Source organism: Sporolactobacillus sp. CQH2019 (assembly GCF_028765345.1).
Taxonomy (GTDB): Bacteria; Bacillota; Bacilli; order Bacillales; family Sporolactobacillaceae; genus Sporolactobacillus.
Genome location: NZ_JARAJZ010000012.1, coordinates 71,523 through 97,273, shown reverse-complemented (window position 1 = coordinate 97,273; position 25,751 = coordinate 71,523). Strand labels below are relative to the sequence as shown.

At 46.6% G+C, this 25,751-nt stretch carries 21 protein-coding genes and 1 riboswitch; of the genes, 14 read left to right on the top strand and 7 right to left on the bottom strand.

What is annotated here, in order from left to right:
- Nucleotides 1-92 precede the first annotated feature (92 nt).
- Complete coding sequence (psiE, locus tag OYT88_RS16330; protein WP_274401405.1) at nucleotides 93-497, top strand: phosphate-starvation-inducible protein PsiE; 405 nt, start codon at nucleotides 93-95, stop codon at nucleotides 495-497.
- Between the two features lie 240 nt (nucleotides 498-737).
- Here the strand turns inward: psiE and OYT88_RS16325 are convergent, their stop codons facing one another.
- Entirely contained in the window at nucleotides 738-1,868 is a 1,131-nt protein-coding gene (locus OYT88_RS16325; protein WP_274401404.1) for a glycerol dehydrogenase, read from the bottom strand.
- Between the two features lie 323 nt (nucleotides 1,869-2,191).
- On the opposite strand from OYT88_RS16325, the gene OYT88_RS16320 reads away from it, so the two are divergent.
- The 4 genes from OYT88_RS16320 (at nucleotide 2,192) to OYT88_RS16305 (ending at nucleotide 6,034) form a co-directional block, all read left to right on the top strand.
- Nucleotides 2,192-3,121 (top strand): manganese-dependent inorganic pyrophosphatase, encoded by a 930-nt coding sequence (locus tag OYT88_RS16320; protein WP_274401403.1) that lies wholly within the window; start codon nucleotides 2,192-2,194, stop codon nucleotides 3,119-3,121.
- A gap of 240 nt (nucleotides 3,122-3,361) precedes the next feature.
- Nucleotides 3,362-4,108, top strand: a complete 747-nt coding sequence (nfsA, locus tag OYT88_RS16315; protein ID WP_274401402.1) for an oxygen-insensitive NADPH nitroreductase — start codon at nucleotides 3,362-3,364, stop codon at nucleotides 4,106-4,108.
- A gap of 2 nt (nucleotides 4,109-4,110) precedes the next feature.
- Nucleotides 4,111-4,965 (top strand): M50 family metallopeptidase, encoded by an 855-nt coding sequence (locus OYT88_RS16310; protein ID WP_274401401.1) that lies wholly within the window; start codon nucleotides 4,111-4,113, stop codon nucleotides 4,963-4,965.
- 16 nt (nucleotides 4,966-4,981) lie between these two features.
- Nucleotides 4,982-6,034 carry a lactonase family protein gene (locus tag OYT88_RS16305; protein ID WP_443217531.1) on the top strand — a complete coding sequence of 351 codons (1,053 nt, stop codon included), beginning with the start codon at nucleotides 4,982-4,984 and terminating at the stop codon, nucleotides 6,032-6,034.
- A gap of 90 nt (nucleotides 6,035-6,124) precedes the next feature.
- Here the strand turns inward: OYT88_RS16305 and OYT88_RS16300 are convergent, their stop codons facing one another.
- Complete coding sequence (locus OYT88_RS16300) at nucleotides 6,125-6,376, bottom strand: YuzB family protein (protein ID WP_274401399.1); 252 nt, start codon at nucleotides 6,374-6,376, stop codon at nucleotides 6,125-6,127.
- 128 nt (nucleotides 6,377-6,504) lie between these two features.
- Here OYT88_RS16300 and OYT88_RS16295 point away from each other — a divergent pair, with 128 nt between their 5' ends.
- Nucleotides 6,505-7,137 (top strand): helix-turn-helix transcriptional regulator, encoded by a 633-nt coding sequence (locus OYT88_RS16295; RefSeq protein ID WP_274401398.1) that lies wholly within the window; start codon nucleotides 6,505-6,507, stop codon nucleotides 7,135-7,137.
- 295 nt (nucleotides 7,138-7,432) lie between these two features.
- On the opposite strand, the gene OYT88_RS16290 is transcribed toward OYT88_RS16295, so the two are convergent.
- Nucleotides 7,433-8,059 (bottom strand): superoxide dismutase, encoded by a 627-nt coding sequence (locus tag OYT88_RS16290; RefSeq protein ID WP_274401397.1) that lies wholly within the window; start codon nucleotides 8,057-8,059, stop codon nucleotides 7,433-7,435.
- A 115-nt stretch (nucleotides 8,060-8,174) separates the two neighbouring features.
- Nucleotides 8,175-8,275: riboswitch (purine riboswitch) on the bottom strand.
- Nucleotides 8,276-8,593: 318 nt separating this feature from the next.
- On the opposite strand from OYT88_RS16290, the gene OYT88_RS16285 reads away from it, so the two are divergent.
- The 6 genes from OYT88_RS16285 (at nucleotide 8,594) to OYT88_RS16260 (ending at nucleotide 15,114) form a co-directional block, all read left to right on the top strand.
- Nucleotides 8,594-9,589 (top strand): dimethylarginine dimethylaminohydrolase family protein, encoded by a 996-nt coding sequence (locus OYT88_RS16285; protein ID WP_274401396.1) that lies wholly within the window; start codon nucleotides 8,594-8,596, stop codon nucleotides 9,587-9,589.
- A gap of 23 nt (nucleotides 9,590-9,612) precedes the next feature.
- Entirely contained in the window at nucleotides 9,613-11,280 is a 1,668-nt protein-coding gene (locus tag OYT88_RS16280) for a M20/M25/M40 family metallo-hydrolase (RefSeq protein ID WP_274401395.1), read from the top strand.
- A 64-nt stretch (nucleotides 11,281-11,344) separates the two neighbouring features.
- On the top strand, nucleotides 11,345-12,121 hold the full coding sequence (locus OYT88_RS16275) for an ABC transporter substrate-binding protein (protein ID WP_274401394.1): 777 nt from the start codon (nucleotides 11,345-11,347) through the stop codon (nucleotides 12,119-12,121).
- Between the two features lie 43 nt (nucleotides 12,122-12,164).
- On the top strand, nucleotides 12,165-12,839 hold the full coding sequence (locus OYT88_RS16270; RefSeq protein ID WP_274401393.1) for an amino acid ABC transporter permease: 675 nt from the start codon (nucleotides 12,165-12,167) through the stop codon (nucleotides 12,837-12,839).
- Nucleotides 12,832-13,557, top strand: a complete 726-nt coding sequence (locus tag OYT88_RS16265; RefSeq protein ID WP_274401392.1) for an amino acid ABC transporter ATP-binding protein — start codon at nucleotides 12,832-12,834, stop codon at nucleotides 13,555-13,557. The genes OYT88_RS16270 and OYT88_RS16265 overlap by 8 nt, the downstream gene beginning before the upstream one ends.
- 273 nt (nucleotides 13,558-13,830) lie before the next feature.
- On the top strand, nucleotides 13,831-15,114 hold the full coding sequence (locus tag OYT88_RS16260) for an aspartate aminotransferase family protein (RefSeq protein ID WP_274401391.1): 1,284 nt from the start codon (nucleotides 13,831-13,833) through the stop codon (nucleotides 15,112-15,114).
- A 563-nt stretch (nucleotides 15,115-15,677) separates the two neighbouring features.
- Here OYT88_RS16260 and OYT88_RS16255 read toward each other — a convergent pair.
- From OYT88_RS16255 to OYT88_RS16240, 4 genes are all read right to left on the bottom strand, one after another.
- Nucleotides 15,678-16,565: a DMT family transporter gene (locus tag OYT88_RS16255; RefSeq protein WP_274401390.1), complete on the bottom strand. Its 888-nt coding sequence runs from the start codon at nucleotides 16,563-16,565 to the stop codon at nucleotides 15,678-15,680.
- 574 nt (nucleotides 16,566-17,139) lie between these two features.
- A complete protein-coding gene (locus tag OYT88_RS16250) occupies nucleotides 17,140-18,972 on the bottom strand; it encodes a CocE/NonD family hydrolase (protein ID WP_274401389.1) in 1,833 nt (610 codons plus the stop codon).
- Between the two features lie 144 nt (nucleotides 18,973-19,116).
- Nucleotides 19,117-20,367: an MFS transporter gene (locus OYT88_RS16245; RefSeq protein WP_274401388.1), complete on the bottom strand. Its 1,251-nt coding sequence runs from the start codon at nucleotides 20,365-20,367 to the stop codon at nucleotides 19,117-19,119.
- A gap of 619 nt (nucleotides 20,368-20,986) precedes the next feature.
- Nucleotides 20,987-22,474: a sigma-54 interaction domain-containing protein gene (locus OYT88_RS16240; protein WP_274401387.1), complete on the bottom strand. Its 1,488-nt coding sequence runs from the start codon at nucleotides 22,472-22,474 to the stop codon at nucleotides 20,987-20,989.
- Between the two features lie 848 nt (nucleotides 22,475-23,322).
- On the opposite strand from OYT88_RS16240, the gene caiA reads away from it, so the two are divergent.
- Entirely contained in the window at nucleotides 23,323-24,453 is a 1,131-nt protein-coding gene (gene caiA / locus OYT88_RS16235) for a crotonobetainyl-CoA dehydrogenase (RefSeq protein WP_274401386.1), read from the top strand.
- 57 nt (nucleotides 24,454-24,510) lie between these two features.
- Complete coding sequence (caiB, locus tag OYT88_RS16230) at nucleotides 24,511-25,740, top strand: L-carnitine CoA-transferase (RefSeq protein ID WP_274401385.1); 1,230 nt, start codon at nucleotides 24,511-24,513, stop codon at nucleotides 25,738-25,740.
- The last annotated feature ends 11 nt before the right edge of the window (nucleotides 25,741-25,751 follow it).

Genomic DNA, 25,751 nt, shown 5'->3' with positions numbered 1-25,751 from the left:
AAGATAGTATAAGAGAGACAATGATATGCATACCCGCCATAATATCGACGGTTTGCATCATTTCAATTCGGTCAATCGCGGGAGCTAATCAGATGGAAAACAAAAAACTCGATCAATTGCTTGTGAGAGGCCTGCAGTGGATACTCAACATTGCATTGGGCACGCTGGCTGTTATTTTGAGTGTGGCGCTGATTAAAGAGACAATCCAGTTTTTTACCTATTTGTTTTTAAAAAATAACGCTTCTTATGATCATCTGCTTGAGGGAATTCTTATTTATTTCCTTTATTTTGAATTCATCGCGCTGATTATCAAATATTTTCAGGCGCATTACCATTTTCCGCTTCGTTATTTTGTATATATCGGGGTGACGGCGATCGTCCGTCTGATCGTGGTCACCCACAACGATCCCCGGTCGGTACTGCTGTATTCCATAGCAATTCTTGTGCTCGTCGGTGCGCTATACATCGCCAACACCAAACTGCTGAAAAGAGAATAGGAAGCCGGAAACGATCTTTCCTTTAGAATCCGGGGAAGCAGGCATTGCCGGGAAAACGGGAAAGGGAGGAGGAGCGGCAGACGGCTGAACGTATTCTTTAACGGCACGCTGCCGTGAGTTTTTTCGATAAGCCGCGGCCGGTACGGATCATATAAAAAGAGCCCTCGCTTTAAAAAAACGAAGTGCTCTTGTTTTTGTTCATATTAGATATTCCTGATCCCGCTTAATGTCCGATACGGCTCAGTCGTGATAGGATTCAGCGATGGCATCGGCCGTCACGATCGCATTGAATACATCATCCGGAGTGACCTCGAACGGCATGTTGCCCATCGTATCGTTTTTCGCGCAGGACAGTTCGGCGACCTTGCGCCATTCGTCTTCTTTAAATTCCTTGAGGCCGAGGTCTTTCAATGTAAGCGGAAGACCGACGGCTTTAATGATTCTAATGACTTCTTCCATTTCCTCCTGAGGCGCGTTTTCCAGGACAAGCTGTACGAGAAGAGCGAATGTCACCTTTTCGCCGTGCTGGACACGGTGCAGCGCCGGTACTGCCGTCATTCCGTTGTGGATGGCATGAGCCGCAGCCAGGCCGCCGGATTCCGCACCGACGCCGCTCAGGTAGATGGTCGCTTCAATCGTTGCTTCAACGGCCGGAGTCGACAGTTTTCTTTCAACGGCACGCAAAGCCGGAATCGCGTTGCGGCGGATCGTATCATAGCAAAGCTTTGCCAGTCCGACGCCGACAAGCGACGGCTTCAGGTTGGCAAGGTTGATGCCGTTCGACCGGTAGCAGGCGCGCGCCTCGAAATAGGTCGTCAATCCGTCGCCGACACCGGCAGCGAAGAAGCGTTTCGGCGCAGCGGCGAGAATATCGGTATCCGCAATGACCATGTCCGGGTTGCCGGGCAGGTACAGGTAATGATCGAACTGTCCTTCATTTGTATAAATGACTGCGATCGATGTACACGGGGCATCGGTTGAGGCAATCGTCGGATAAATGACGACCGGCAGCTTTTCATAGTAGGCGACCGATTTGGCCGTATCCAATGTTTTCCCGCCGCCGATGCCGACGATGACATTTGCTCCGGCTTCTTGTGCCAGTTTGCGGTTGCGGTCGATTTCCGTCTGTGAACATTCATAATTGAATTTCTCAAAAGCGGCTTTCTTGCCCGCGGCCTTGAACGAAGCCCCGGCTTCCTTGGCTGCCCGATCGACAATAAACTCATCGCAGATAAAGTAAGCGCTGTCACCCAACGGCGAAATGTAGTCGCTGATATTTGCCAAAATTCCCTTGCCGACTATAAATTTTCTTGGCGATGTTACTGATTTCGCCAGTTTCTCTGATTTTACCGATGCGGTTACACCTAACATAATAGAATCATCCTTTTCCTTCATTTAATAAGTTTATTATAGGTACTCGTTTAAAAGATTGCCAGTGAAAACACTTAATTTAGTGAAACTTCTATGAACTATACTGGAATACGTCTTTTTTATGACTATGAATGGATGAATTATCATTGACAAAACGATAAAGAAGTATATCCCAATTCGTCAGCAGCGCGGCGGCCTTCATATCGTCAAGGTACGCGGCTATTGAAATTGTCGGACACATAGGGTATGTTTTTGTTAAGAGACTATGAACGGGGTTATCCGGACTGTGAATAGCCAAATAAATATGATTAAGGGGTAGAAAAATGGAAAAAGTGCTGGTATTCGGGCATAAGAGCCCGGACACGGATGCAATTTGCTCGGCGATTGCGTTCGCTGACCTGAAAAAGCAGCTGGGAGAGAACGTGGAAGCAGTCCGCCTCGGCGAGCTGAACGGTGAAACGGAATACGTCCTGAATTACTTTCATGTTGAAGTGCCGCGTCTTGTCGGGACCGTTTCCGATGAGACGTCCGCGGTTTATCTTGTCGATCATAATGAACGGCAGCAAAGCGTGGACGACATTGGCAAAGTCGACGTGCTCTCCGTGGTCGATCATCACCGGATTGCGAATTTCGAAACAAAAGCGCCGCTTTATTATCGGGCGGAACCGGTCGGCTGCACGGCAACGATCCTCAATAAATTATATAAAGAAAACGGACTGGCTGTTCCGAAAACGATTGCCGGCCTGATGCTGTCGTCGATTATTTCCGACACGCTTCTTTTCAAATCGCCGACCTGTACGGAGGAAGATATAAAGGCAGCCCGCGAGCTTGAGAAAATTTCGGGCATTGAGGCGGAAAGCTACGGTCTCGACATGCTCAAGGCCGGCACGAATATCAGCGGCAAGACGGCTGAAGAACTGATCCGCCTCGATGTCAAACCGTTCGAAATGGGCCATTACTCGGTGGAAATTGCCCAGGTCAATGTCGTCGATACGAATGATGCCCTGTCGCACCGGAAGGAGCTTGAGACGGCGATTAACAAGGAAATCGATACGAAAAATCTTGATCTGTTCCTGCTGGCCGTAACAAATATCCTGACGAGCGACTCGGAAGCTCTGGTACTGGGCAAGGCCGCCGCTGCCGCCGAGACCGCCTTCAACGTGAAGCTGGTCAACCATACAGCGACGCTGAAAGGCGTCGTATCGCGCAAGAAACAGATTGTTCCTGTCCTGACCGAAGAACTGACGAAATAAAAAAAGGCGGCTCCGTCAAAAAGCAGTGGGGACTGGAAAAATGTTCTCCTGCTTTTTTAATTTTGAAAGCCCGAATTTTCACGTTATGAAAAAAAACAAAAATCCACTCCGCGGTCAGGCGCGTCGCTGGCGGAAGAGACGGTTGAAATTATATAATGGAAGGTGTTTTAAGAATCAATACGGATGTCGATGCAGACGCCGTTCAGAAAATATCAGAGTTTGCAAAGGAGATGCACGGGTGTGGAAACAAATGCCGTCATTGAGACGCTGTTAAGTCACCGGTCCATTCGCAAGTTTAAAAATAAAGCGCTGACGGAAGACCAGGTCAGGCTTCTGGTGAAAAGCGCGCAGGCCGCCTCGACATCAAGTTTTACCCAGTCCTACTCGATCATCGGGATCGACGATCCGGGCATCAAAAAACAGTTGCGCAAGATCGCCTACGATTCGGATTATGTCGAACATAATGGCTATTTTTTTGTTTTTCTGGCGGACCAGTACCGGAATAAAGTGATCGGCGAGCGCTATAAAAAAGATACATCCGTCCTGGATACGGCGCAGCGGCTGATCGTCGCGTTCGGCGACGCTTCTTTTGCGGCGCAGAATCTGGCTGTCGCTGCGGAATCGATGGGGCTCGGCATCTGCTATATCGGCAGCATCCAGAATGATATCAATAAGACAGCTGAAATTCTGCAGCTGCCGCAGGATGTCTATCCGATTTTCGGCCTGGCTGTCGGCTACCCGGATCAGGATCCGGAACAGAAGCCGCGCCTGCCGCTCGATGTTATTTTTCATCGGAATCACTACAATGCCAAACCTTCGGCGGATTCCCTCAAGACGTATGATCAAAAAATCGCTCATTACTATCAGACGCGGTCCGGCGGGACACGTGAGGAAACGTGGACCGGACAGATCGCCGGAGGTCTTGAACTGCCATACCGGAAAGCGCTGAAGCCTTTTCTTGAAAAGCAGCAGCTGGGCCTGCGTTAAAAATGTTCAATGCAGGTCTGTTTTGGACCGTTCTGCAGATTTTATGGCTCAGCACAACTGAATTTATTTCGCTTATCGGCGGGCTTGTGCTTGGCGGGTTTATTCTCGGCTATCTGGAGCGGCTGTCCAATCGACTGATAATCCGCACTTTTGGAATGAAGGGCATCTATTTTACGGCCTGGCTGGGCACGCCGGTTCATGAACTGGGCCATGCAGCGATGTGCCTGCTCTTCGGGCACCGGGTGACCGGAATCAAACTGTTTCAGGCCAACCGATCGGACGGGACGATCGGCTACGTGACCCACACGTACAATCCGGACAGTCTCTACCAGAATATCGGCAATCTGTTTATCGGGCTGGCACCGCTGATCAGCGGCGGTCTGGCTATCTTTGCCAGTGCCCGTTTTCTTGTGCCGAACGGTTCGTATTTGATCGTTCGCTATTTTTTTGCTGGAACGCAGACGTTCTCTCTCGTCGATCCGCGCACATGGGGGGACCTGCTGTTCGCGGATCTGGACGTTTTCCGCAATTTTTTTACCGTTGAAAATTTGGCCCGTCCGGCCTTCTGGCTGTTCATTTTTCTAGCGGTCTGCATCTCTTCGCGGATGTCGCTCAGTCCGGAAGATATCCGCGGGGCGAGAAGCGGAGCCGGAGCTATGTTTCTGCTGGTTGTTCTTGCCAACGTGCTGAATGCCGTTCTCGATCCGTCCCTGCACCGGCAGATGATGATCTGGATCGGCCGCTTTAATTTTTATCTGCTGATCCTGCTCAGCGCGTCCGTGTTTTTCTCATGCCTGATGCTGGCGGTCAGCAGTCTGTTGTACGGAATCAGAAACCGTTTTAAATTGTTTGGATAAGGGGAGGGGGATGAAAATGAGCATTTACAGAGGCTTCGCCGGAACGTATACAAATGGGGACAGCGAGGGCATTTATTCGTTCATTCTCGATACAGACAGGCAGATGCTTGATCGGACGGAACTCGCGGCAAGACTCGACAATCCAACCTATCTGACGTTCAGTGAGGATGACAGGAGGCTTTATTCGGTCATTAAAAAGGACGGCTCCGGCGGTGTCGCCGCCTTCGCGGTCACGCCGGAAGGACGGTTGAGAATTCTGGACGAACAGATCTCCAAGGGTGCGCCGCCGTGCTACGTCGGCGCGGACCGGGAAAATCATCATCTACTGTCGGCCAATTACCACAAAGGAACGGTCGCTGTATACCCGATTGGCGAAAACCGCGGTGCCGGACCGGCTTCGGACGTCGTTCATCATCAAGGCTCCGGCGCGGACCGTTCGCGGCAGGAAGGACCGCATGTTCATTTTGCCGATTACACGCCGGATGGACGATTTGTCGTTGCCATTGATCTGGGCACAGATACACTGACCACTTACCAGGAAGCAAAGGGAAAACTGATCCGGCAGGACGTCCTGGCTTTTAAACCGGGCACAGGGCCGCGGCATCTTGCGTTTCATCCGAAAGCCCCGTTTGCCTACGTTATGTCGGAAATCAGTTCTGAAGTGATCGTGCTTCGTTTTGATGCGGCATCCGGCCATTTCTCCGTGCTTCAGACGATCCGTGCGCTGCCCGCCGCTTTTCGCGGTCACAATCAGGGAAGCGCCATCAGGATCCCGGCGGACGGGCGCTTCGTCTATGTTTCGAACCGGGGCGACAACAGTATCGTTCTGTTCGGTGCAGACAAGGAATCGGGAACGCTGACTTTGCTTGATCGTGTTTCAACGGGAGGCGAATGGCCGCGCGACTTCGCGCTTGATCCGTCGGAGCGGTTTCTGATAGCCGCCAACCAGAATACGGGCAGTCTTGTCCTCTTTACGCGGGATCCGGAAACCGGGCGGCTGGCTGCAACGGGTTCCAAGCTCGCCGTGCCCGATCCGGTCTGCGTTAAATTTCTGCATGCACCAAGGTAATCGGGAGTGGGCCGGGTCCGGCGGGGGATCTTTTTATAAACGGTCCCGCCGGACTTTCTGCTGCCAAAAACCTAAAATCCGGCATAAGATTTAAGCCAGTTTTTTTAACTCCTCTTCCACTCTTTGCTCAATTTTTGCCAGACAGTCTTCAACGGATGCTGCAAATACTCTTTGCCCGTTCACAACGGCAAAGGGACGAAGGCTGCACATGCCGCATAGATTCAGGCAGTCGTAACTCATCACGGCTACTTCCGGATGACGGGCTATTTTTTTCAGATGCTCCGCTGTCAATATATTGTAATCACAGATTTCGATCAGAATCATACCCAGCCCCATATTCATACGGCTGCCTCCTTGACATCAAGTCGGGAAAACATTACGTTATACTTTATAAACCTAAATGTTGCTAAAATCAAGCCGCAGGGCTGATCTACGGTAATATAGAAGGACGGGAGGGAGATCCCGGATCGATGAAGGGAACGAAAGACAAAATTCTCGATATTCTGAAGAGAGAGCAACCGCTTTCTGCCGGCGATCTGGCAAAGCTGCTTCATATGACTGAAATGGGCGTGAGAAAACATTTGAGTGCCCTTGAGGGCGGCGGACTGATTCAGGCGGAGAATCTCAAAAGACCGGTTGGAAGACCGGTCCAGCTTTTTTCCCTTACAGAAAAGGCTGAGACATCTTTTCCAAAAAACTATGAGCATATCGCCGTTCAGTTTTTGAAAGATATCGAACAGCTTTACGGCGAGAAAGCGGTCCGGCAATTGTTTGAAAAAAGAAAAGGCAGGCTTTATCAGGCCTACCGACCGGCGATCAGCCGTGAGAAAAGCGATGAAGGCAAAGCCGAAGCGCTTGCGCGGCTGCAGAATGAGCACGGGTATATGTGCCGGCTGCACCGGATCGGCGACGGAACCTTTGAGCTGATCGAATACAATTGCCCGATCCTTGCCGTCGCGAAACAGTATAAGCTTGCCTGCAGGTTCGAGACGAGTCTCATGAAAAGTGTGCTTGGAGCCGAAAGTGCCGACAGAATGCTGTGCCGTGCCGACGGAGAGGCCCATTGCCGGTTCCGGATCAGATTCAGCGGCGGGAAGCGCTAAACAAAGCAGCCGTTCGGATTAGCCCGGCATGAAAAACAGAACAGCCTTTTGTCCCGTTTTTGAGAAGCGTTCTTTGCATATACGGGATGTGGAAAGGAAAGGATACAGCCGCCCGGCGTTGGACCGGGACCGGATCGGCCTATCTGATTTCTGATTCGGTTTGTGCGGATTTCGTGTTTGTTTTCTTGCTTTTGCCGTTTCGACCCAGCTCGCCTGCCGGGGGCCTGGACACGGTGATGTTTCACGCCCGATAGAAAGGAAAAAAGCGCCGGCCGGCGCTTTTTTCCTCAATTGATCAAACTGCCTGATTCAGTGCATTAGCGTAATTTGTTCCGACAAGATCCCAGTTGATTACATTAAAGAAGTTCTGAATGTATTCCGGCCTTCTGTTCTGGTATTTCAGGTAGTAGGCGTGTTCCCAAACATCAAGCCCGAGCAGCGGGATTTCTCCGTCTGTCAGCGGATTGTCTTGGTTCGGCGTGCTTGTGATCTTCAGGTTCTTGCCTTGATCCAGGACCAGCCATGCCCAGCCTGAGCCGAAGCGGCCCGCGGCTGCGGCCGAAAACTGTGCCCTGAATGCGTCGAAACTGCCGAATTGGCCGTTGATGGCTTCTTTCAGCTCACTTGCGGGCGTTTCCGATCCGCCCGGGGTCAGTATTTTCCAAAAAAAACTGTGGTTATAGTGCCCGCCGCCGTTATTGCGTACTGCTGTCCGGATGTTTTCAGGGACAGCTCCGAGGTCCGTCAGTAAGCCGATCAGAGATTTGCCGTTCAGATCGGGATAGCCTTCAAGTGCGGTGTTCAGGTTGTTGACGTACGTCTGATGGTGCTTGCCGTGATGAATACGCATCGTTTCCGCGTCAATATAAGGTTCAAGAGCATCGAAAGCGTAATCCAGTTCCGGTAGAGTGAATGGACTCATGGGGATCCCTCCTGTTTTTAAACTATTTGGTTTATAAACTACTCTTCTATTAAATCAGCCTTTGCAAAGCCGTGCAATAATATTGCTCGGCAAATTGAAAAAAGGGCTACAAAAAATATGCGCGCATATTTTTTGTAGCCGTGAATTTACGGTTCCTGGGTAGAGACCCTTAAACCGTATGATTAAGGATATACGAAAACAGAAAGGATGAAGTTTACAGGGATAATAATATACGACAGGGAGCGAAACGTCAAACGAATTGTCAGATAAATTGACATGATTATTTTGTTCAGACGGAATGTCTGACATCTGCTCAATCGGTTTTGCAAAGACACAGAATGTAACGGCACAAAGCGGTTAGAAAAAGATGCAGTATCTTATTCGAAATAGTGTTAAAATATTGAATATATATCATCACAAAATTTATATGTTTTCTGTTTTGATTTTATATTATGATAAGAGTATATAATGTTAATTTTTATTCCACTACTTGTTAACTCGGCTGTAGTTCATTCATGAGAAGGAGTGATCGGTTTGTCGGTATTGCATAAATTTCTGGATGAAAACATGATTCGGCGCCCCTTTGCGGATCGATCGCTGCTCGAAACCTACTGGGGCGGCGGCTGGGGAAACAGCAATGCGGTCGGCAAAGTCAGAAAAGTTTTTGTTCATCGGCCGGGAGACGAAATGCTTGCGCTGAATAAAGCCGAGTATGAGCCTGCCGTCCATGCGAGAATTCTGCGGGACGATCGGGGCAACGTGGTCAGCTATTGCCTTGGCAAAGAACCGCTGGATCTTGCCAAAATGCAGGAGCAGCATGACCGGATGACTTCAGTGCTGAAGAAAGAAGGGGTGGATGTTATTCCTCTGGAGGAAGACGCCGATTTGCTGACCAATAATCTGTTCACCCGCGATGTCGGAATGGTAATCCCGGGCGGGCTGATCCTGGCCCGGTTCGCATTGAAATTCCGATACGGGGAAACGCGGGGGACGCTTAAAACAGCGGCTAAAATCGGCATGCCCGTGCTCGCGTCCATTCAGGGCGAAGGGTTTGCCGAAGGCGGCAGCTTTATGGTGCTGGACAGGAAAACCGCTGTTGCCGGACGCTCGATCCGCGTCAATCAGGCGGGCATTGATCAGCTGCGCGCGATTCTTTCCTGGCAGGGGATGGAGCTGATCGTCGTTGATTTGCCGTCAAGCATGATCCATCTTGATGAAGTTTTCAATATGGTCGACGTGAACAAGGCGCTTGTCGATCCGGACAATCTGCCGCATTGGTTCCTGCAGATGCTGCAGCAGCGCGGTATTGAACTGATTTATACAGATCCGCTTGATCCGCCGATGACGACGAACTGTCTCTGCCTGTCTCCTGGTAAAGTGCTGTTTACTTCGCTCGGTCAGCGGACCATTGAGGCGCTCGGAAAGGCCGGAATCGAAGTCATCGCCGTGCCGGTTGACGAAATTAACAAAATGGGCGGCGGGATTCATTGTTCGTCGCTCGTCCTTCAGAGAGATGATCTGGATGACTGAGAGGATTGAAAGAAGGGATATTCATGTATCGACAAATTAAAGATCTGCCGTTCGAACAGCAGGCCGAGAAGATCACGCGCGACCTGGTCCGTATCAGAAGCGTCAATGGTACACATGGAGAAGTGGATATTGCCGCCCGGCTGGAGGCGATCATCCGCTCCTTTCCTTTTTTTAAAAATCATCCGGATCTGGTCTGGACACAGCGCCTGAAGGGGGATAAACTGGGCAGGAAAAATGTTTTTGCTTTGCTTGAGAGCGGAGTGCCGACAGATAAAACCGTAATTTACCACGGCCATACAGACACCGTCGGCACTTCCGACTTTGGCGGGATCGAGTCCTTTGCGCTCGATCCGGATTATTTGCAGACATTTTTCAAAAACTATGATAAAGATGCCGATACAAAGGCAGATGCCGTTTCGGGAGACTGGCTTTTCGGCCGGGGCGCCCTCGATATGAAGAGCGGCGATGCCGTTCATCTGAGCAACCTGCTTTACTACTCGGACCATCGCGGCGAGCTTCCGGGCAATTTGCTCGTCATGTTCAACCCTGTCGAAGAAAATGATCATAAAGGCGTCATCGAGGCGGTGGAAGAATTGATCCGGCTGAGAAGGGAAAGGCATCTGACCTACTTGCTGGCGATTAACGGAGATTTTGTCAGTCCGCTTTATAAGGGCGATCCGCACCGCTATGTCTATACCGGTTCTGCGGGCAAGCTGCTTGGCTGCTTTTACATACGGGGCAGGGAGGCCCATGTCGGAGAAACGTTTTCCGGCATTGATCCGACCTGGATTGCCGGCAGAATTAATACGGCACTGAACAACAACATGGATGCCGCGGAGAAAATTCCGGGCGAAGTGATTTTGCCGCCGTCCTGTCTCTATCAACGGGACAGCAAGCCGTTCTATAATGTCCAGACGGCAGGAGCCGCCTATCTCTATTTTAATTATTTTCTTTACGAGCGTTCCCCGGAAGATGTACTGAGGCAGCTGGAAAGTGCGGCGCAAGCCGCTTGTCAAGACCTTGAAGTTTTTTTGAAAAAACAATACACTAAGTTCTCGGGTAATTGCGGTTTGAAGGCAGATCCGCCGGACTGGTCGACCCTTGTAATGACCTATGAAGCGTTCGCTGAAGAAGCAAGGACAACGGGTGTGGATGTTGAAGAAGTGACGGAGAAAACGGTTCAGATTCATCCGTCCGAGGATTTTCGCCGGATCAGTTACCGAATCATTGAAGCACTCGAAGCAGCGGCGAAAGACTATCGTCCGAAAGTGATTGTTTTTTTCGCGCCCCCTTACTGTCCGCACAATTATCTGCGCGCAGAGATCGATGCGGAACGGCGCTGCGATGACCTGCTTGACCGGATGTTGGTAAAAACCGGTAAGAAAACGGGGGAACTGTTTGCCAAAAAAAGATTTTTCCCGTATCTGGCGGACAGCAGTTATCTAGCCATGAATGAGACGGAGGAAGAAACAAATGAGATCATCGAAAACTTTCCGGGATGGGGGCGAATGTACAGCATTCCGACCGACCGCATACGGCGGCTTAATATACCGGTTGTCGATATGGGCGTTTACGGCAAGAAGGCGCACACGTGGATGGAACGCGTGTACAAGCCGTACTCCTTCGGCGTGCTTCCCCGTTTGATCAGGGGAATGACGGAGGGCGTCCTTTCTGGAACGTGCGGAACCTGAAGCCGGATTTCTTCCCGGTCTGTTTCCTACCTGCAAGCAAAAAATAAAAAAGAGGCGATTATTTATGTTCAAAAAAACCGGATTAATCATGATTGCCTGTCTTCTGATCGTGCTGACTGCGTGCAGCAGCGCAGGCAGCAGCGGCGGACAGGCCAAGAAAACCATTGTTATGGGGACCAGCGCGGATTATCCGCCGTTTGAGTCCGTGAATACGGCAGACGGCAATAAAATAGTCGGATTCGATATTGATATGGCGAAATATATTGCCAGTCAGCTGGGCTACAATCTGCAGATCAAAAACCAGGACTTCAACGGGCTTATTGCCGCACTGAACAGCAAACAGGTTGATTTTGTCATGGCCGGAATGGTTGACACCCCGGACAGAGAAAAACAGGTGGAATTCACCAAACCATACTTTAACGACTATCAGGTTGTTCTGTCCAAAAAGGGAGCAAAGATTAACAGTGTCAATGATCTGAAAGGGAAAAAAGTCGGCGTTCAGCTCGGAACAACGCAGGAAACACTGGCTGTCAAGCTGAACAAGACGATTCCGATGAACATTCAGAGATGGGATAAGCTGAACGACATGGCCGAAGCGATGAAAGCGGGAAAACTGGACGCGATTATTACTGTCAGCTCCGTTGCATACGGCTATACGAACAAAGACAAAAGCCTGCATCAGTTTAAAGCGCTCGTTAACGGGAAATCCCAGGCCGATCCGATCAGCGTCGCCTTTCCTAAAGACAGCAAGCTGAAAGCGGAGTTTGACAAAGTTCTGGACAAGATGAATAAGAACGGAAAGACCCAGCAGCTGGTTAATCAATGGATCAAAAATCAATAACCGGCTCATTATTTACTGATCGGAAGAGGGGAAAAACAGGGCAATGCTGAACGAATTAATCGGGGGATTTAAGACGATTGCCCCTTCAATTCCATATATCATCAACGGTGTCTGGGTATCGCTGGGCATCGCGCTCGGCGCCTCGATCCTTGGCTTTGTCGGCGGAATTCTGCTCTCATTGTGCAAGATCGGAAACATTAAAGTGCTGAGCGGACTGGCCCGGGCTTACACATCCGTTTTCCGCGGGACGCCGCTGATTCTGCAGCTGGCGATCGCCTATTTCGGCATCCCGCAGCTGTTTCAGATGGGGGATGTCAATCCGCTGACGTGTGCGGTGCTGACGTTCGGACTGAACTCCGCCGCCTATATGTCGGAAATTATCCGCTCCGGCATCAATGCGGTTGACAAAGGCCAGTTTGAAGCATCCGAAGCACTGGGCGTTTCCTATTGGCCGGCAATGAAAGATATCATCCTGCCGCAGGCCATCAAGAACATTCTGCCGGCAATGATGAATGAATTTATTACGCTGACTAAGGATTCGGCCATTGTCTCGACAATCTCGGTCACCGACATGATGCGCCGTTCCCAGATCGTGGCGGCACAATACTATCTATATTTTCCGCCGATGCTTGTCTCACTTGTGATGTACTATGTGATCGTCCTGATTCTGACTCATCTCGGAGGCCGGCTCGAAAGGAGGATGCGCCGCAGTGATTAAAACCGAACATATTTTTAAAAATTTTGGAGAGCTGCACGTTTTAAAAGATGTTTCTCTCGAGGTCAGAGAGGGAGAAGTTGTCGTGATCATCGGGCCTTCCGGATCCGGCAAATCTACTTTTTTGCGCTGTATCAATTTTCTTGAGAAGCCGACCAAAGGACGGGTAGAGATTGACGGACAGGAGATGACTTCGCTGCGCCCGAAACAGGTCGTTAAAGTCCGTGAAAAAGTCGGCATGGTTTTTCAGCACTTCTATCTTTTTCCGCATAAAACCGTCCTCGAAAACCTGATTTATGCGCCGATGAAGGTCAAGGGGCTGTCCAGGGATAAGGCTGAGGGACGGGCCGCGGAATTATTGGAAAAAGTCGGCCTGTCGGAGAAGGCAGCGGAGTATCCAAGCAGACTGTCGGGCGGTCAGCAGCAGCGTGTCGCGATTGCCAGGGCACTCGCCATGGAACCCGACTACATGTTATTTGACGAACCGACGTCCGCTCTTGACCCGGAAATGGTCAAGGAAGTGCTGGACGTCATTCAGTCGCTGGCGGATACGGGAATGACGATGCTTATTGTGACTCATGAAATGGGCTTTGCCAAAATGGTCGCCGATAAGATTGCCTTTATGGACGACGGACAGATCCTGGAAAGCGCCCCGCCCGGCCAATTCTTCAGTGCACCGAAAACAGAGCGGGCGAGGGATTTTCTCGAAAAAATATTATAAAAATTTATGTCCGGGCCGCTGCGCCGGCCATTTTCGGGAGATGTCTCATGTGTCTGCGCCGATAATACGGCAGAAGGTTTTACCTGAACAGCCGCCTGTCCGAGCTGATTTCGGACCGTCCGATCGTAAAAATCGGTGCATTTGTCCGGCCGTTAAAAAAGCGGGAGCCGAAATTCAATAATAAGATGCCTGAACGCATTATATAATAACGTATCTGCTGCTGAGCAGCTCTGTATCCGAGTTCATTTTAAGAAAAAGGAGGTCATGAGAACAATGGCGGAGAAAAGTTTGTATGAAAAATCACTGGATCTGTTCCCGCCTGTCGCGGATCGTGCAACACATCTCGGCATTATCAGAGGCGAGGGCACCTACGTATGGGATGAGACGGGCCGGAAATATCTGGACTTTGCCAGCGGCGTAGCGGTTGTGAACTGCGGGCACAACCATCCCTTTGTCGTAAAGAAGGCCAAGGAGCAGATGGATAAACTGATTCATGGCGGCCATAATGTCGTTTACTATCCTTCCTATATTGAACTGGCGGAAAAGATACTGGGGCATGTTGGCGGCGATTATAAAATCTATTTTTCGAACAGCGGTGCCGAAGCCAACGAGGGGGCTATTAAACTGGCAAAACAGGTGACGCGCCGGCCGGGCATTATTTCATTCAAGCGCAGCTTCCATGGCCGGACGCTGGCAATGACGACGCTGACGGCTTCGAATGCCCGCTATCGCCGCAACTATGAAGGCCTGCTCCCGAGCGTCTACTATGCAGAATACCCATACGCGATCCGCAGCGGGCTGACCGAGGAACAGGAAGTGGCGCGCTGCCTGGCCCAGCTGGATGAGATTTTCCACGATCTGATCGAGCCGGAACAGGTGGCCTGTATGATTCTCGAACCGGTTCAAGGTGAAGGCGGGTATATTGTACCGCCGAAGCCGTTTCTTCAGGCCTTGCGCAAAATCTGCGATGAGCACGGTATACTGCTTGCTTTCGACGAGGTACAGACGGGGTTCGGGCGGACCGGCAAAATCTTTGCCTATGAACACTTTGATGTTAAGCCGGACATCATGACTCTCGCTAAGGCGATCGCCAACGGGTTTCCGCTCAGTGCGGTGGTTGCCAGGCGATCTCTCATGGACAGATGGCCGGCGGGAACACACGGCGGAACGTTCGGAGGCAATCCGGTAGCCTGTGCCGCCGGCGTGGCGGTGTTTGAACTTCTTGAGAACGGTCTTGCCGATCATGCCGCGGAGATCGGCGGCTATTTTAAGAAGAGACTGGAATCGCTGAAAGAGCGGCACGATGAAATTATGGAAGTCAGAGGGCTCGGCCTGATGATCGGCGCCGAATTTGTTGACGGACAGGGCCGCCCGGATGCCGCAATCGTTGCGCGCATACAGAAAAAGGCGTTGGAAAAAGGGCTGATTCTGCTAACCTGCGGTGTCAGCAAGAATGTCATCCGTTTCATTCCCCCGTTGATTGTGGAAAAAGATCAAATCGACCGGGCAATGACGATTTTTAGCGAGAGTGTCGAGGAGTCTCTGCCCGTCCATTGACGTGAACAAAACAAGATGTGAAATATTATTTAAAAATTTTTTCGGTGTGGAAATGCAGAGATTTAATCTACAGCTCCTTTTCAGTATTGGAAATGCAGAAAAAACAAATGGCCAAATCAATAGAAAGAGGCTGTCCCCAAAGGGTGCCTCAAATGAAAGGCGAGAAGGAGCGTTTCCCCTCTCGTCTTTTCCTTTCTTGGAAAAAGAAGTGAAGGGAAAGCAAGGCCTGCCCTTCACTTCGGAAGCAGGCAGAGTCAAATACCGGCGATGAGAGCGGGAAGTTGCACCCGTCTTCGGCAACTTGAAACAGAATAGAAATCCCCTTTCATTTTGAAAAAGTCTCGACTGAATTCAGCTTGTTGCGCTGGCCCATAACCTTCTGAATAAGGTCCGAATGGACTTTCTGCAAGGAGAAGGTGGGCAGCTTCACACTAAAAAGAAGCGGAGAGAAATTTTTTTATTGATTTCTCTCCGCTTCTTTTCTTTTAAAGGGCTTTTGAGTCAGCCTTCTTTAAAGTTACCACTGAAATCCAGATTTCTTTTGAAGTTGATTTTATCCTTTCTCAGCCGGCAGCACCCCTTTTCAGGTCTGAAATAGCAATCAGAATGACGGAGGTGATAATCAATATGCACCCAAGAGATGTGTACCAGGTTATCGGTTCATGTAAAACAATGATACCTGATACAAGGCTAACCACCGGTTCCAGGGTACTGAGGATGGATGCACTAACTGATCCGATTATTTTCACGCCTTCTATAAAGACAAGCAATGCCAGAACAGTACAGAAAAAGCTTATCAATCCTGTATAGTACAAACCTTTCAGTGTAATCTTCGGCGGCCATTTCGCTTGAACCACAAGTACTGCAAGGGAAATAATCGTTGTCATCAAGCAGTCATAAAAGGCAAGCATCAGGCTGTCCAATTTTTTTAGCTGAGGGTAATTAATGGACAGCACATAAATCGCAAAAAAAGCAGCGGAACTTATAGCTAGTCCAACACCTTTAAGAGAAAAATCCCCTCCTCCCCGATCAGCGATCAAATAGATACCGATCAGAGACATCAGGAGAGCACAACATTTATAAACCTGTGGTCTCTTTTTACGATACATTAAATAACCGAGCAGCATCACCAGGACGGGATACAGATAATGCAACGAAGTGGCGACACCAGCACTAATATATTTATAAGATAAGTACAAAGTGAAAATAGTAGCTGTATAACCTAATGTACTCAATAACAGCAATGGATCTAATTGCGGCTTCCCGATATGAAAATCAATCTTGCGGCAGAAGAGTAATATTCCTAGTATCGCTGCAGCAATACCCGAACGCAGAAAAACAACCCCAAAGACAGTCAATCCAGTTGTATATGCTAGTTTGACCCATACCGGCATAATACCAAATAAATCGGCTGCAGCGATGATGAAAATAATTCCACGAAGCCTGCCCATTCGTTACACCTCTCTTTGTGCAGCCATAGCCGAAGAAGCAATCCATTGGACAGGCATCGGAGTGCTGATGGAATAAGGTATAGACGACGGGAATAGCCTATTATAAACAGCATAAATCTGAATGATCTTAGTTTTATTTTAAGCAGAATATTGCGGGTTCATTTACGCCCGAATATACACATTTGAGAAAGGACATATAAGTGATCTATACGCATTCAAAGGTTTGTTACCTCTTTCACTTAATCCCAGTCAAGAGTGCATCTACATTAATAATCTTATATTGCCCTTTTAAAATATTTTTTGGAAAAATTGACGATAACTGGTATCCTTAGTCTCAGTATCCTCCTCTGTGCTCGTCATGATGGGGGAGCAACAGGCGATTCTGGCCAGTACCGGCCGGACATCAGCTCCGGAAGCGATCATCCGACTCTATGCTCGGCAGCAACGGTGGTGGCCTATTAGCGCCGAACAATTGTCCGACGAAACCCGCGTTTAAATAATTTAAGAGAAGCAGGAAATGCCGGCATCAGACGATGAATTACTGATTTCATAGGTACTTGGAACTTTTGACTATTTAGTTATTTGAAATCATAGGCAATATCATATGAGACGGATATTTTTCATTGTGGAAAATAACCTGCTGCGCTTTTACTGCTTTCTTACTATCAATCAGTGATTTCCCCGTATTCGGATTTGGCGCATATTGAGGAAAACAGCTCGAGGAAATTTCCAGCGTAATCCGATGCCCGGGCATAAAAACATTGCTTGTTGCCCAGAGGTCGATTTCATATTCAACGATTTCCCCGTTCAATTCCTTTTCAGGCTGATTGCCATTGCGATATTTTGCGTTAGTAATGCCTTGTGTTAAAATGATCGCTCTTCCCTCCGGATACGTATCTACCAGCTTGGCAGTGAAATCTGTATCTTTCGCATCCGTTAAAGCCCACAATTTTACCTTTATCGGTCCTGTCACTTCCATTGCTTCAGTTAGCGGCTCCGTCGTATAAACAAGCACATCTTCTCTGTCTTCTATCCGACCTTGATCAAGCGGACCCGCTGTTTGCACTCCAATAAATAGCGTACCCCCACCCTTTGACGGCACCGGGTTTTCAGGATCATAAATAAAAGTATCCGACACTTCAGCTTCAGGGAAATTCATTGAAAGACTCCCATTCCCTGTTCTTGTATTTGCCTTCCCGCTGCTGTGCAAATAAATATTGGTGTATTGAGTTCTTTTAAGAGGCCATTCCATTTCATTCCGCCACTTGTTGATCCCCATAATAAAAATTTTTACAGGAGCTTCCGTCTCGATACCATTATCGGTTCCTTTTAGCCAATGGTTAAACCAGCGAATATGGAGGTCAGTGATGTCCTCTTCCAAGTCAATCCAGTCCCCGGAAGCATGGACGCCATAGGAACACTCTCCCTGCACAGAGGCAAAATAGCCATGCCCCCATGGCCCTACAATCAGTTTTTGCGGTTGTCCTGTTTTTTTCATTTCTTCATAATTCATTAATGTCGGACCGGTAAAGCAATCATACCATCCGCTTAAATGAAAGGCTGGTATCTGCAAATCCATGTACTTATCAGCAATGTTTGCTTCTTTCCAGTAATCTTCATCCTCCGGAGCATGGGATATTTGATCAAAGTAATAGTCGGCGACATTCAGCTCCTTTAATGGAGGCCATTCATTATAGGGAGTAAAATGGTATAATTCCTCCATTTTATTAAGGTTGTCGGCAAGCTTTCGTATAGCCTCTTTTTTTTCTGTCGGGTCCTTTATCTTTCTTCTCAGTAAATCGGCAACGATCGATTCAAGTGTCCATGTTTCGAACCCACCGGTTTGAAAAACCCCATTATGATAGACAAAATCATTTCTTTGTTCATTCAACGTCATCGCAGGAAAAATAGCAGCCAAATGGGGAGGTTTCTTGATGGCTGCCAACAGTTGCGTATAGCCATAATACGACATGCCAAACATACCGATTTTTCCTGTTGAATACGGCAAGGATGCTGCCCATTCCACTGTATCATATCCATCATTTGCTTCATATTTCCACGGATAGAACTCTCCTTCCGAATGGAAACGCCCCCTCACGTCCTGATTAATGACAACAAATCCATTTTCCACAAGCCGATTTGTATCGAGATAACGATAGGAATAAAGCGGCAAATCCTTTCCATAAGGATGTCTCGTTAACAAAATTGGAAATTTGCCTTCTTTATCAGGCCGATAAATATCTGCATAAAGAACAACGCCATCTCTCATTTTGCATGGTACATTTTTTTCAACCAGAATTTTGGTTTGTTTCATGAGTTGGCACCCTGCTTTCTGATCATTTTTATCTTTCATTAGACGGCTGTGAAATTTTTTATATTTTTTTTGACATTCTTTTTTCATCATCATTCAGAGCCGGTTTTCTCTAAATGCAAGGAACAAGCAAGATCCGGCAGCAATAATAAAAAAAGGACATTCTTAACCTTTTTAGAGAAATTTGTCATGCAAATTCAATTAAAAATTAGAATGTCCATTATGATGGCAACTTTGACACTATCCAAGTATAGCTTTATTTTTTTTAGATTCTCTCCAAACAAGTAAACTAAATACAACTACCATTGCTAATAATCCAAACTGAAGCATGTAAACTGTGTTATAACCAGAAGTCATTATTTTTCCAGCTTTATCTGTAATCATTCCCGCTACTAGTTGAGGCATATATATATCCGAAGAGTATGCAATTAATGAAATTATCCCGGAAGCTGTACCTAAAATTCGATCAGGGATTCCTGCTTCACCAATTTGGCCAAAATAAATTGAACGAGCACCAAGCTGCAAGAATGCTATCGCCAATACGATAACCATAGCTGAAATAACCTGAGATGGACTTTTTGGTAAAAGCATAATTGCCGCAACAAATACTACTTCAACAATCGCAGTTGATAGTAATGTTTTAGCTGTGGATTTAAATCTAGATACAACAAATACTAATGCCGGACCCGCTATTAAACCAAGTCCATTTGTACGAAATACGGCAATAAACGATGCTTGTTCATTAGTCATTCCGTAAGAGTTTGTTAATAATTGGTTAAATACACTTGTTGTTGTAAGCAGTGCATAGAAAGCAAAGACAACAAGTCCTGCATACCATAATCCAGGTATTTTTATCGCCTGTGTTACCATTGAGAATTTGAATTTTGAACTGTCATCATTTTCGCCCTCTATATTATCAATATCTTTAAATAAGAGCATATATAGAACGCCTATTATAGCTGTAATGATTGCCAACACAATTAACCCGGGTTTAATTCCGCTGCTTGTATTACCAATGATTTTTACAAGTATCGTGTTTACAATAATTCCGCCGAGTCCTACGAATGTATAGGTAAATCCAAAAGACTTCGTTTGATTTTCTATACCGCCGGCTCTTGCTGTTGAAGTAATCCATGGTGACCAGAATGTTAAAATTGTAGTAAATCCCAATGCAATATAAACGATTTTTAATACATTAATATCAGTTACAAATGCACTTACTAGAACGAGCGCGGTCGTAGTGATATATGAGAAAATCGACAATTTCCATGCTCCAAAAATATCAACTAAAATACCGGATGGCGCATACGTAATTAAAGCTATAATTCCATATATACCGACTAACCCGGCCAATGTTGTTAAGCTGGCGTGGTATCTGCCAAGCATTTGATTGCCCCATGTGTAATATAAGTAGGGCAGCACATACATTACAGGGTTAGCAAACCCAAGTACTACCAATCTTGCGAAATACTTCGTTTTACTGATTTTCATAATATTTTTCCCACCTTTATTTTCTGCTTGTGTTCAAAACATTTTCTTCCCATTTTAAAATTCTTAAATCCCCTCTCCTTTTCTAATCAGCTTTTTTTGCCTTGGTCTGTCGGTTAAAACTTCCTAAGTGGTCAAATCCGACAAAACAGTAGAACTGTTTAAAGACAACACTTTCAGATTGCTGCGAAGTTTTCCTGATTCCTCCTCTCATAGAACTCTGGACTTGCCGTCAGCAACGGGTTTGAGCTTCTTCGCCTCTTCTCTGATCTTGATATCAGGTATATCAGACTATCATTTATTTCTATCAAGATATTCTCTGCAAGATTTGTGCCAAATAGGAGCTGCTTCATATGTTCAAAGTGCCGCTCTTTGGCGTAAAACGGCACTATTTTCTGATCTGGACTCATGGGATAATGGTAATCGCAAGTCTATTGCTGTCAAAACGAATGAACAAGTAAAAAAATTTATAGAGGCGTTATGCGGCGTTCGCAGGAGAAAATGTAATACCGTGTAAAAAAAATGAGCAGTATTATGAAGGGGATGGCGATGTACAAATAAAACCGGCCGGTTTGCTAGCTGCGAACCGGCCGGTCTATCTTGCAGATGGATCGTTCTGGACTCATGCAATATGAGTTTCATGCTGGATATTAATATTTAGCCGTTTTAACTTATAAAATAAACATTGTCTGGATAGGTTCAGCTTTTTAGCTGCCTGATTAATATTTCCCTTACTTTCTTTCAAAGCCTGTGTCAATAGGTTTTTTTCAATATGCAGCATGACTTGTTTATAATCGTCTACTTCTGACGCGCTAATGGATAGAGTGAAACTGGCATGGTTTCCCTTTTTTTGGAGAAAAACGGGCAGATGATGTTTGCTCAGAACATAATCGGCGGGATCAACCATATTCATTGCATGTTCGATACAATGGCTCAACTCACGAACATTACCTGGCCAATCATAATTTTGCAATACTTGTTCAACTTCTTCGGATACACCCCGAATTTTTCTCCCTAGAATTTTATTATATTTGTTAATGAAATATTTGGATAGAGGGATGATATCTTCTTTTCTGTTTCGCAGGGAGGGGCATTCTAAAGTAACAACAGCAAGCCTGTAATAAAAATCACTTCTTAGTTTTCCTGTTTCTACAGCCTCCTCGGGTTCGATATTCATTGCGCTGATAATTCGTGCGTTTATGGGAACTTCTTTGTTGCTGCCCACGCGTCGGATACTATTCGTCTCCAGCGCCCTCAATAGCTTTGTTTGAAAAACTATTCCCATAGAATTAATTTCATCCAAAAAAAGTGTTCCGTTTTTTGCTTCTTCGAACAAACCGGCTTTATCCACCGCACCGGTGAATGCTCCTTTGCTTGTCCCGAATAGAGTACTTTCCAATAAAGTCTCCGGGATTGCTGAGCAGTTTACTGCTATAAAGGGTCCTTTGGCTCTTGAACTGTAATTATGGATACTTTGAGCGAACAGTTCTTTTCCTGTTCCTGTTTCTCCTAAAATCATGATCCGCGACTCCGAACAGGCCATTTTTTGGGCAGTTGCAATGACATTTTTCATGCCCTCTCCCGGACCGATGATGTCGTCAAAACAAAACCGGGTCCCGTTATTGTTGATTTTCTGTAATTGTTGATAAAAAGTTTTTTGCAGTTGAAAAAGCTTATCAGTAAGCGTTTTCATTTTGCTCGTATCATGACTCACAGCAAATGAACCGATGATTTCTCCTTCTGAATAAATTGGATAGATGTCCATGACAAGTTCAATTATCTGACCGTCGGCAGAAGTATATCTGAAAAGGGTATTTTCCATTGTTTTTTTTTCTTTGATTGTTTTCATGTGTACGCTGGTCTGTTCATTTAACTTGTAAACATCCAGTACATTTCTTCCCAATATATCATCGACTTTATAACCATCAATATCTTCGAATTCTTTTGATATAAAGATAATCTTTCCTGTTCTATCAACGATTGAAAAGTAACAGTCCTTTAGCCTGTTCAAAGAATTGATAATTAATTGGTATTTATCGCTTATGTCTCCGCAGCTCTTTTTAATTCTTCTTAGATTCTTTGGAGATTTGGATAAGTCGGTTGGAGTCATTTTGTACTACCTCCCAAAATGTTCATTAGTCAGGAACAAAGTTGCCGGTTTTTGAGATAAAATCATGCGCGGTTAATGGATGAATCAATCATCTGAATACGGTCAGGCAATAAGAGTTCAGTTAAAGTTTCTGTGCTGCAATAGGTGTATGGACTTAAAAAGGCAGGACTTGGCTGAATGCCTATTAATTAATAATTAGAAATGCGGCTTTACCTAAATAAAAGATTGGCTGTTTTTATGAAGATATAATCCTAGTTCATCATAACCTTTTTAAGGGTACATCAAGTTTTTTAAAAAAGGAGTGATTTTTAATACAATGATTCATATTCAATCAAATTAAGCGGCTTAATGACAAAATGTGAATAGTATGAGGTCAATCTGTTTTTCTGCCCATCAGAGGTAAAAGCCGTGTCTAAAGGATAAATATTTTCGCAAGGCCCCTTGGATTTAACGGAACGGCAATGATGAGGAAATATATTTGTCAAAAAACTTTTACGTTGTTTCTTGGAAACGGTTTACTTCAAAATCTCTTACCCAACAAAATCATTGTACTTGTCAAAAATATTTTACAGACTCTTTTAAGTGATGCCGTTTTGTTGAACTGACTCTGTATTGGCGAGGTGGATGATAGGGCCTATTTCGGATAGCAGCACTGCTTTTTTGATATGGAGAATCTGGCATGATTTTTGCATGTATAGCTGTGAATGCTTTTTTAGATTAGGAACAGAAAGGGATGAGCCGGCAAATCAGGATTCAAGCGATGGGAGGCGAGATTTGGAAAGGTTTAGTCTGTACCGGTTTAGAAATTGGATTGGCTGGCACTTAAGAAATTTTTGGGAGGCTGAATGATGGATTTTAGGCTGACGGACGAGCAGGAATTGTTAATATCAAGAATTCGGGAATTAATGGGCAGGGAAAACTGGGGAAAATATTTTGAGGAATGCGATGCCAACAGTCGCTATCCGGAAAGATTTGTAAAAGAGCTTGCCAATATAGGCATTGATAGTCTTTTATTGCCTGAAGAATACGGGGGCCTTGAAGCGGGTCTGATGACTGTGACGGCTGCTTGGGAAGAACTGGGGAGGTTAGGTGTACCCACTTATGTCCTCTATCAGCTGACCGGATTTAATACAGTTCTGCGTGAAGGAACAGAAGAACAGATTGATAAAATAATGGCACTGCGCGGCAGCGGCAAACAAATGTGGAATTCAGCGATTACCGAACCAGGAGCGGGTTCAGACGTAGGGGGGCTTCAGACTGCATATACCCGAAAAGATGGAAAGGTTTATCTGAATGGCCATAAGACTTTTATTACAAGCGGAGCAGGAGCCCCCTATTTGGTTGTAATGGCAAAAGACTCTGAAAACGGTAATTTAACCGAATGGTTCGTGGATATGAAAAAATCAGGCATAAAAATAGAGAAGCTATCTAAACTGGGTCAAAGAATGGATAGTTGTTGTGAGATATACTTTGATAATGTTGCATTAGATGAAAAGGATATGTTTGGAAAAGAAGGAAACGGCATGCAGCGAGTTGCCGAAGAATTTGATTTTGAAAGATTTTTAGTCGGATGCTGCGATTATGGAATCGCCCTGTGTGCTTTTGAGGACGCGGCTAAGTACGCGAATCAAAGAGAACAATTCGGCCGGAAGATTGGGAGGTTCCAGTTAAATGAAGAGAAATTTGCTCATATGGCGATAAAGATTCATAATATGCGGAACCTGTTATATGAGGCAGCGTGGAAGTATGATAATGAAATCATGGACTCGGGAGACGCAGCGATGTGCAAGTATTATTGTGCCAATGCCGGTTTTGAAGTCGTCGATGCCGCCATGCAGGTTCTGGGTGGCATCGGCATCGCCGGTAATCATCGTATCAGCCGTTTTTGGCGGGACATTCGCGTAGACAGAGTGTCCGGAGGAACCGACGAAATGCAGATTCTTACGGCTGCTAAAGCAACGCTTAAAAAGTATCGGTAAATTAAGGTTTGAGGAAGCAGCTTTCTAAAATTTCATGAAAGGCTGGAGACAAGAACAATGATAGATCATTCAGATATGCCGATATTCGGTCCGCTGCAAGGATTGAAAGTTGTATTTTCCGCGATGGAAGTAGCCGGAGCATTCGGCCCGCAGATGATGGCTGAATGGGGAGCAGATGTTACCTGGATTGAACATGTAAAACACGATGACTCATTAAGAGTAGAACGTAATTATGCGGAATTGGACCGCCGAAATGAGCACAGCCTGTCCATCAATATCTTTTCGGACGAAGGAAAGGAAACCTTCCTGAAACTGATGGAATCGACGGACATCCTTGTTGAATCAAGTAAAGGCCCGTCATTCGCAAGACATGGCATTACCGATGAGCTGCTGTGGAAGCACAATAAATCTTTGGTTATTGCCCACGTAACAGGTTGGGGATTGGATGGCGATGAAAACACTGTAAATCTGCCTGCCTATGATCTTACAACACAGGCATTCAGCGGCTATCTGATGCAAAACGGAACAAAAGAGCAGCCCACGCCGGCTTTTCCATATGCCGCGGATTACTTCACAGCGCTCATGGTACTTGGATCCTCCCTAGCTGCTCTCTACCGTGCACAGGAGTCGGGCGAAGGGGAAAGCATAGACGTTGCTATGCATGAGATTATTCTGCGTATGGGCCAGTATTACATGATGGATTACTTTAATGACAAAGTAACGTACCCACGTGCAAATAAAGGAAAAGATCCGATTCAGATAGGCTGCGGAGTCTATAAGTGCAAAGGAGGCCGATACATTGCTTTGGAATTGGTCGGTGCCAAACAAATCAAAGCAATGTTTAACCTGATCGGAATGGGAAATCTGATCGGGACTAAAGATTATCCGGAAGATATGCCCGGCAGTGTTAGGTTCGATAGCCCTAAGGGCCCGCAACTGGAGGAAAAGCTGGATGAATATTTTTTGAACAAAACAGCCGATGAAGCCGAAAAGGAATTGGCCCAATACGATATTGCCGCAATGAGAATGATGAGCTATGAAGAAATTGAAAACCATCCTCATTGTTTGGCTCGTAAGGATCTGATCGAGTGGGAAACGCTTCAAGGCAAAAAATGCACGGGCCCGAATGTATTTCCCAAGTTCAAAAAAAATCCGGGCAAGGTCTGGCGGCCAATGCCTGCGCGGGGAATGGATACTGAAGCTATTTTGGACCGGCTGGGCTATTCGGAGCAACATATACGGGAACTCAGCCGAAAGGGCATTATAAAAACCGCGCAAAAGGAATAAAACCGAAGTCC

Coding starts and splice junctions, on each gene's coding strand:
- OYT88_RS16305 (WP_443217531.1), top strand. CDS start 4,982: ATGAGCATTTACAGAGGCTTCGCCGGAACGTATACAAATGGGGACAGC.
- OYT88_RS16320 (WP_274401403.1), top strand. CDS start 2,192: ATGGAAAAAGTGCTGGTATTCGGGCATAAGAGCCCGGACACGGATGCA.
- OYT88_RS16270 (WP_274401393.1), top strand. CDS start 12,165: ATGCTGAACGAATTAATCGGGGGATTTAAGACGATTGCCCCTTCAATT.
- OYT88_RS16240 (WP_274401387.1), bottom strand. CDS start 22,474: ATGACTCCAACCGACTTATCCAAATCTCCAAAGAATCTAAGAAGAATT.
- OYT88_RS16245 (WP_274401388.1), bottom strand. CDS start 20,367: ATGAAAATCAGTAAAACGAAGTATTTCGCAAGATTGGTAGTACTTGGG.
- psiE (WP_274401405.1), top strand. CDS start 93: ATGGAAAACAAAAAACTCGATCAATTGCTTGTGAGAGGCCTGCAGTGG.
- caiB (WP_274401385.1), top strand. CDS start 24,511: ATGATAGATCATTCAGATATGCCGATATTCGGTCCGCTGCAAGGATTG.
- OYT88_RS16290 (WP_274401397.1), bottom strand. CDS start 8,059: ATGAGTCCATTCACTCTACCGGAACTGGATTACGCTTTCGATGCTCTT.
- OYT88_RS16325 (WP_274401404.1), bottom strand. CDS start 1,868: ATGTTAGGTGTAACCGCATCGGTAAAATCAGAGAAACTGGCGAAATCA.
- caiA (WP_274401386.1), top strand. CDS start 23,323: ATGGATTTTAGGCTGACGGACGAGCAGGAATTGTTAATATCAAGAATT.
- OYT88_RS16295 (WP_274401398.1), top strand. CDS start 6,505: ATGAAGGGAACGAAAGACAAAATTCTCGATATTCTGAAGAGAGAGCAA.
- OYT88_RS16275 (WP_274401394.1), top strand. CDS start 11,345: ATGTTCAAAAAAACCGGATTAATCATGATTGCCTGTCTTCTGATCGTG.
- OYT88_RS16280 (WP_274401395.1), top strand. CDS start 9,613: ATGTATCGACAAATTAAAGATCTGCCGTTCGAACAGCAGGCCGAGAAG.
- OYT88_RS16250 (WP_274401389.1), bottom strand. CDS start 18,972: ATGATGATGAAAAAAGAATGTCAAAAAAAATATAAAAAATTTCACAGC.
- OYT88_RS16300 (WP_274401399.1), bottom strand. CDS start 6,376: ATGAATATGGGGCTGGGTATGATTCTGATCGAAATCTGTGATTACAAT.
- OYT88_RS16260 (WP_274401391.1), top strand. CDS start 13,831: ATGGCGGAGAAAAGTTTGTATGAAAAATCACTGGATCTGTTCCCGCCT.
- OYT88_RS16255 (WP_274401390.1), bottom strand. CDS start 16,565: ATGGGCAGGCTTCGTGGAATTATTTTCATCATCGCTGCAGCCGATTTA.
- OYT88_RS16310 (WP_274401401.1), top strand. CDS start 4,111: ATGTTCAATGCAGGTCTGTTTTGGACCGTTCTGCAGATTTTATGGCTC.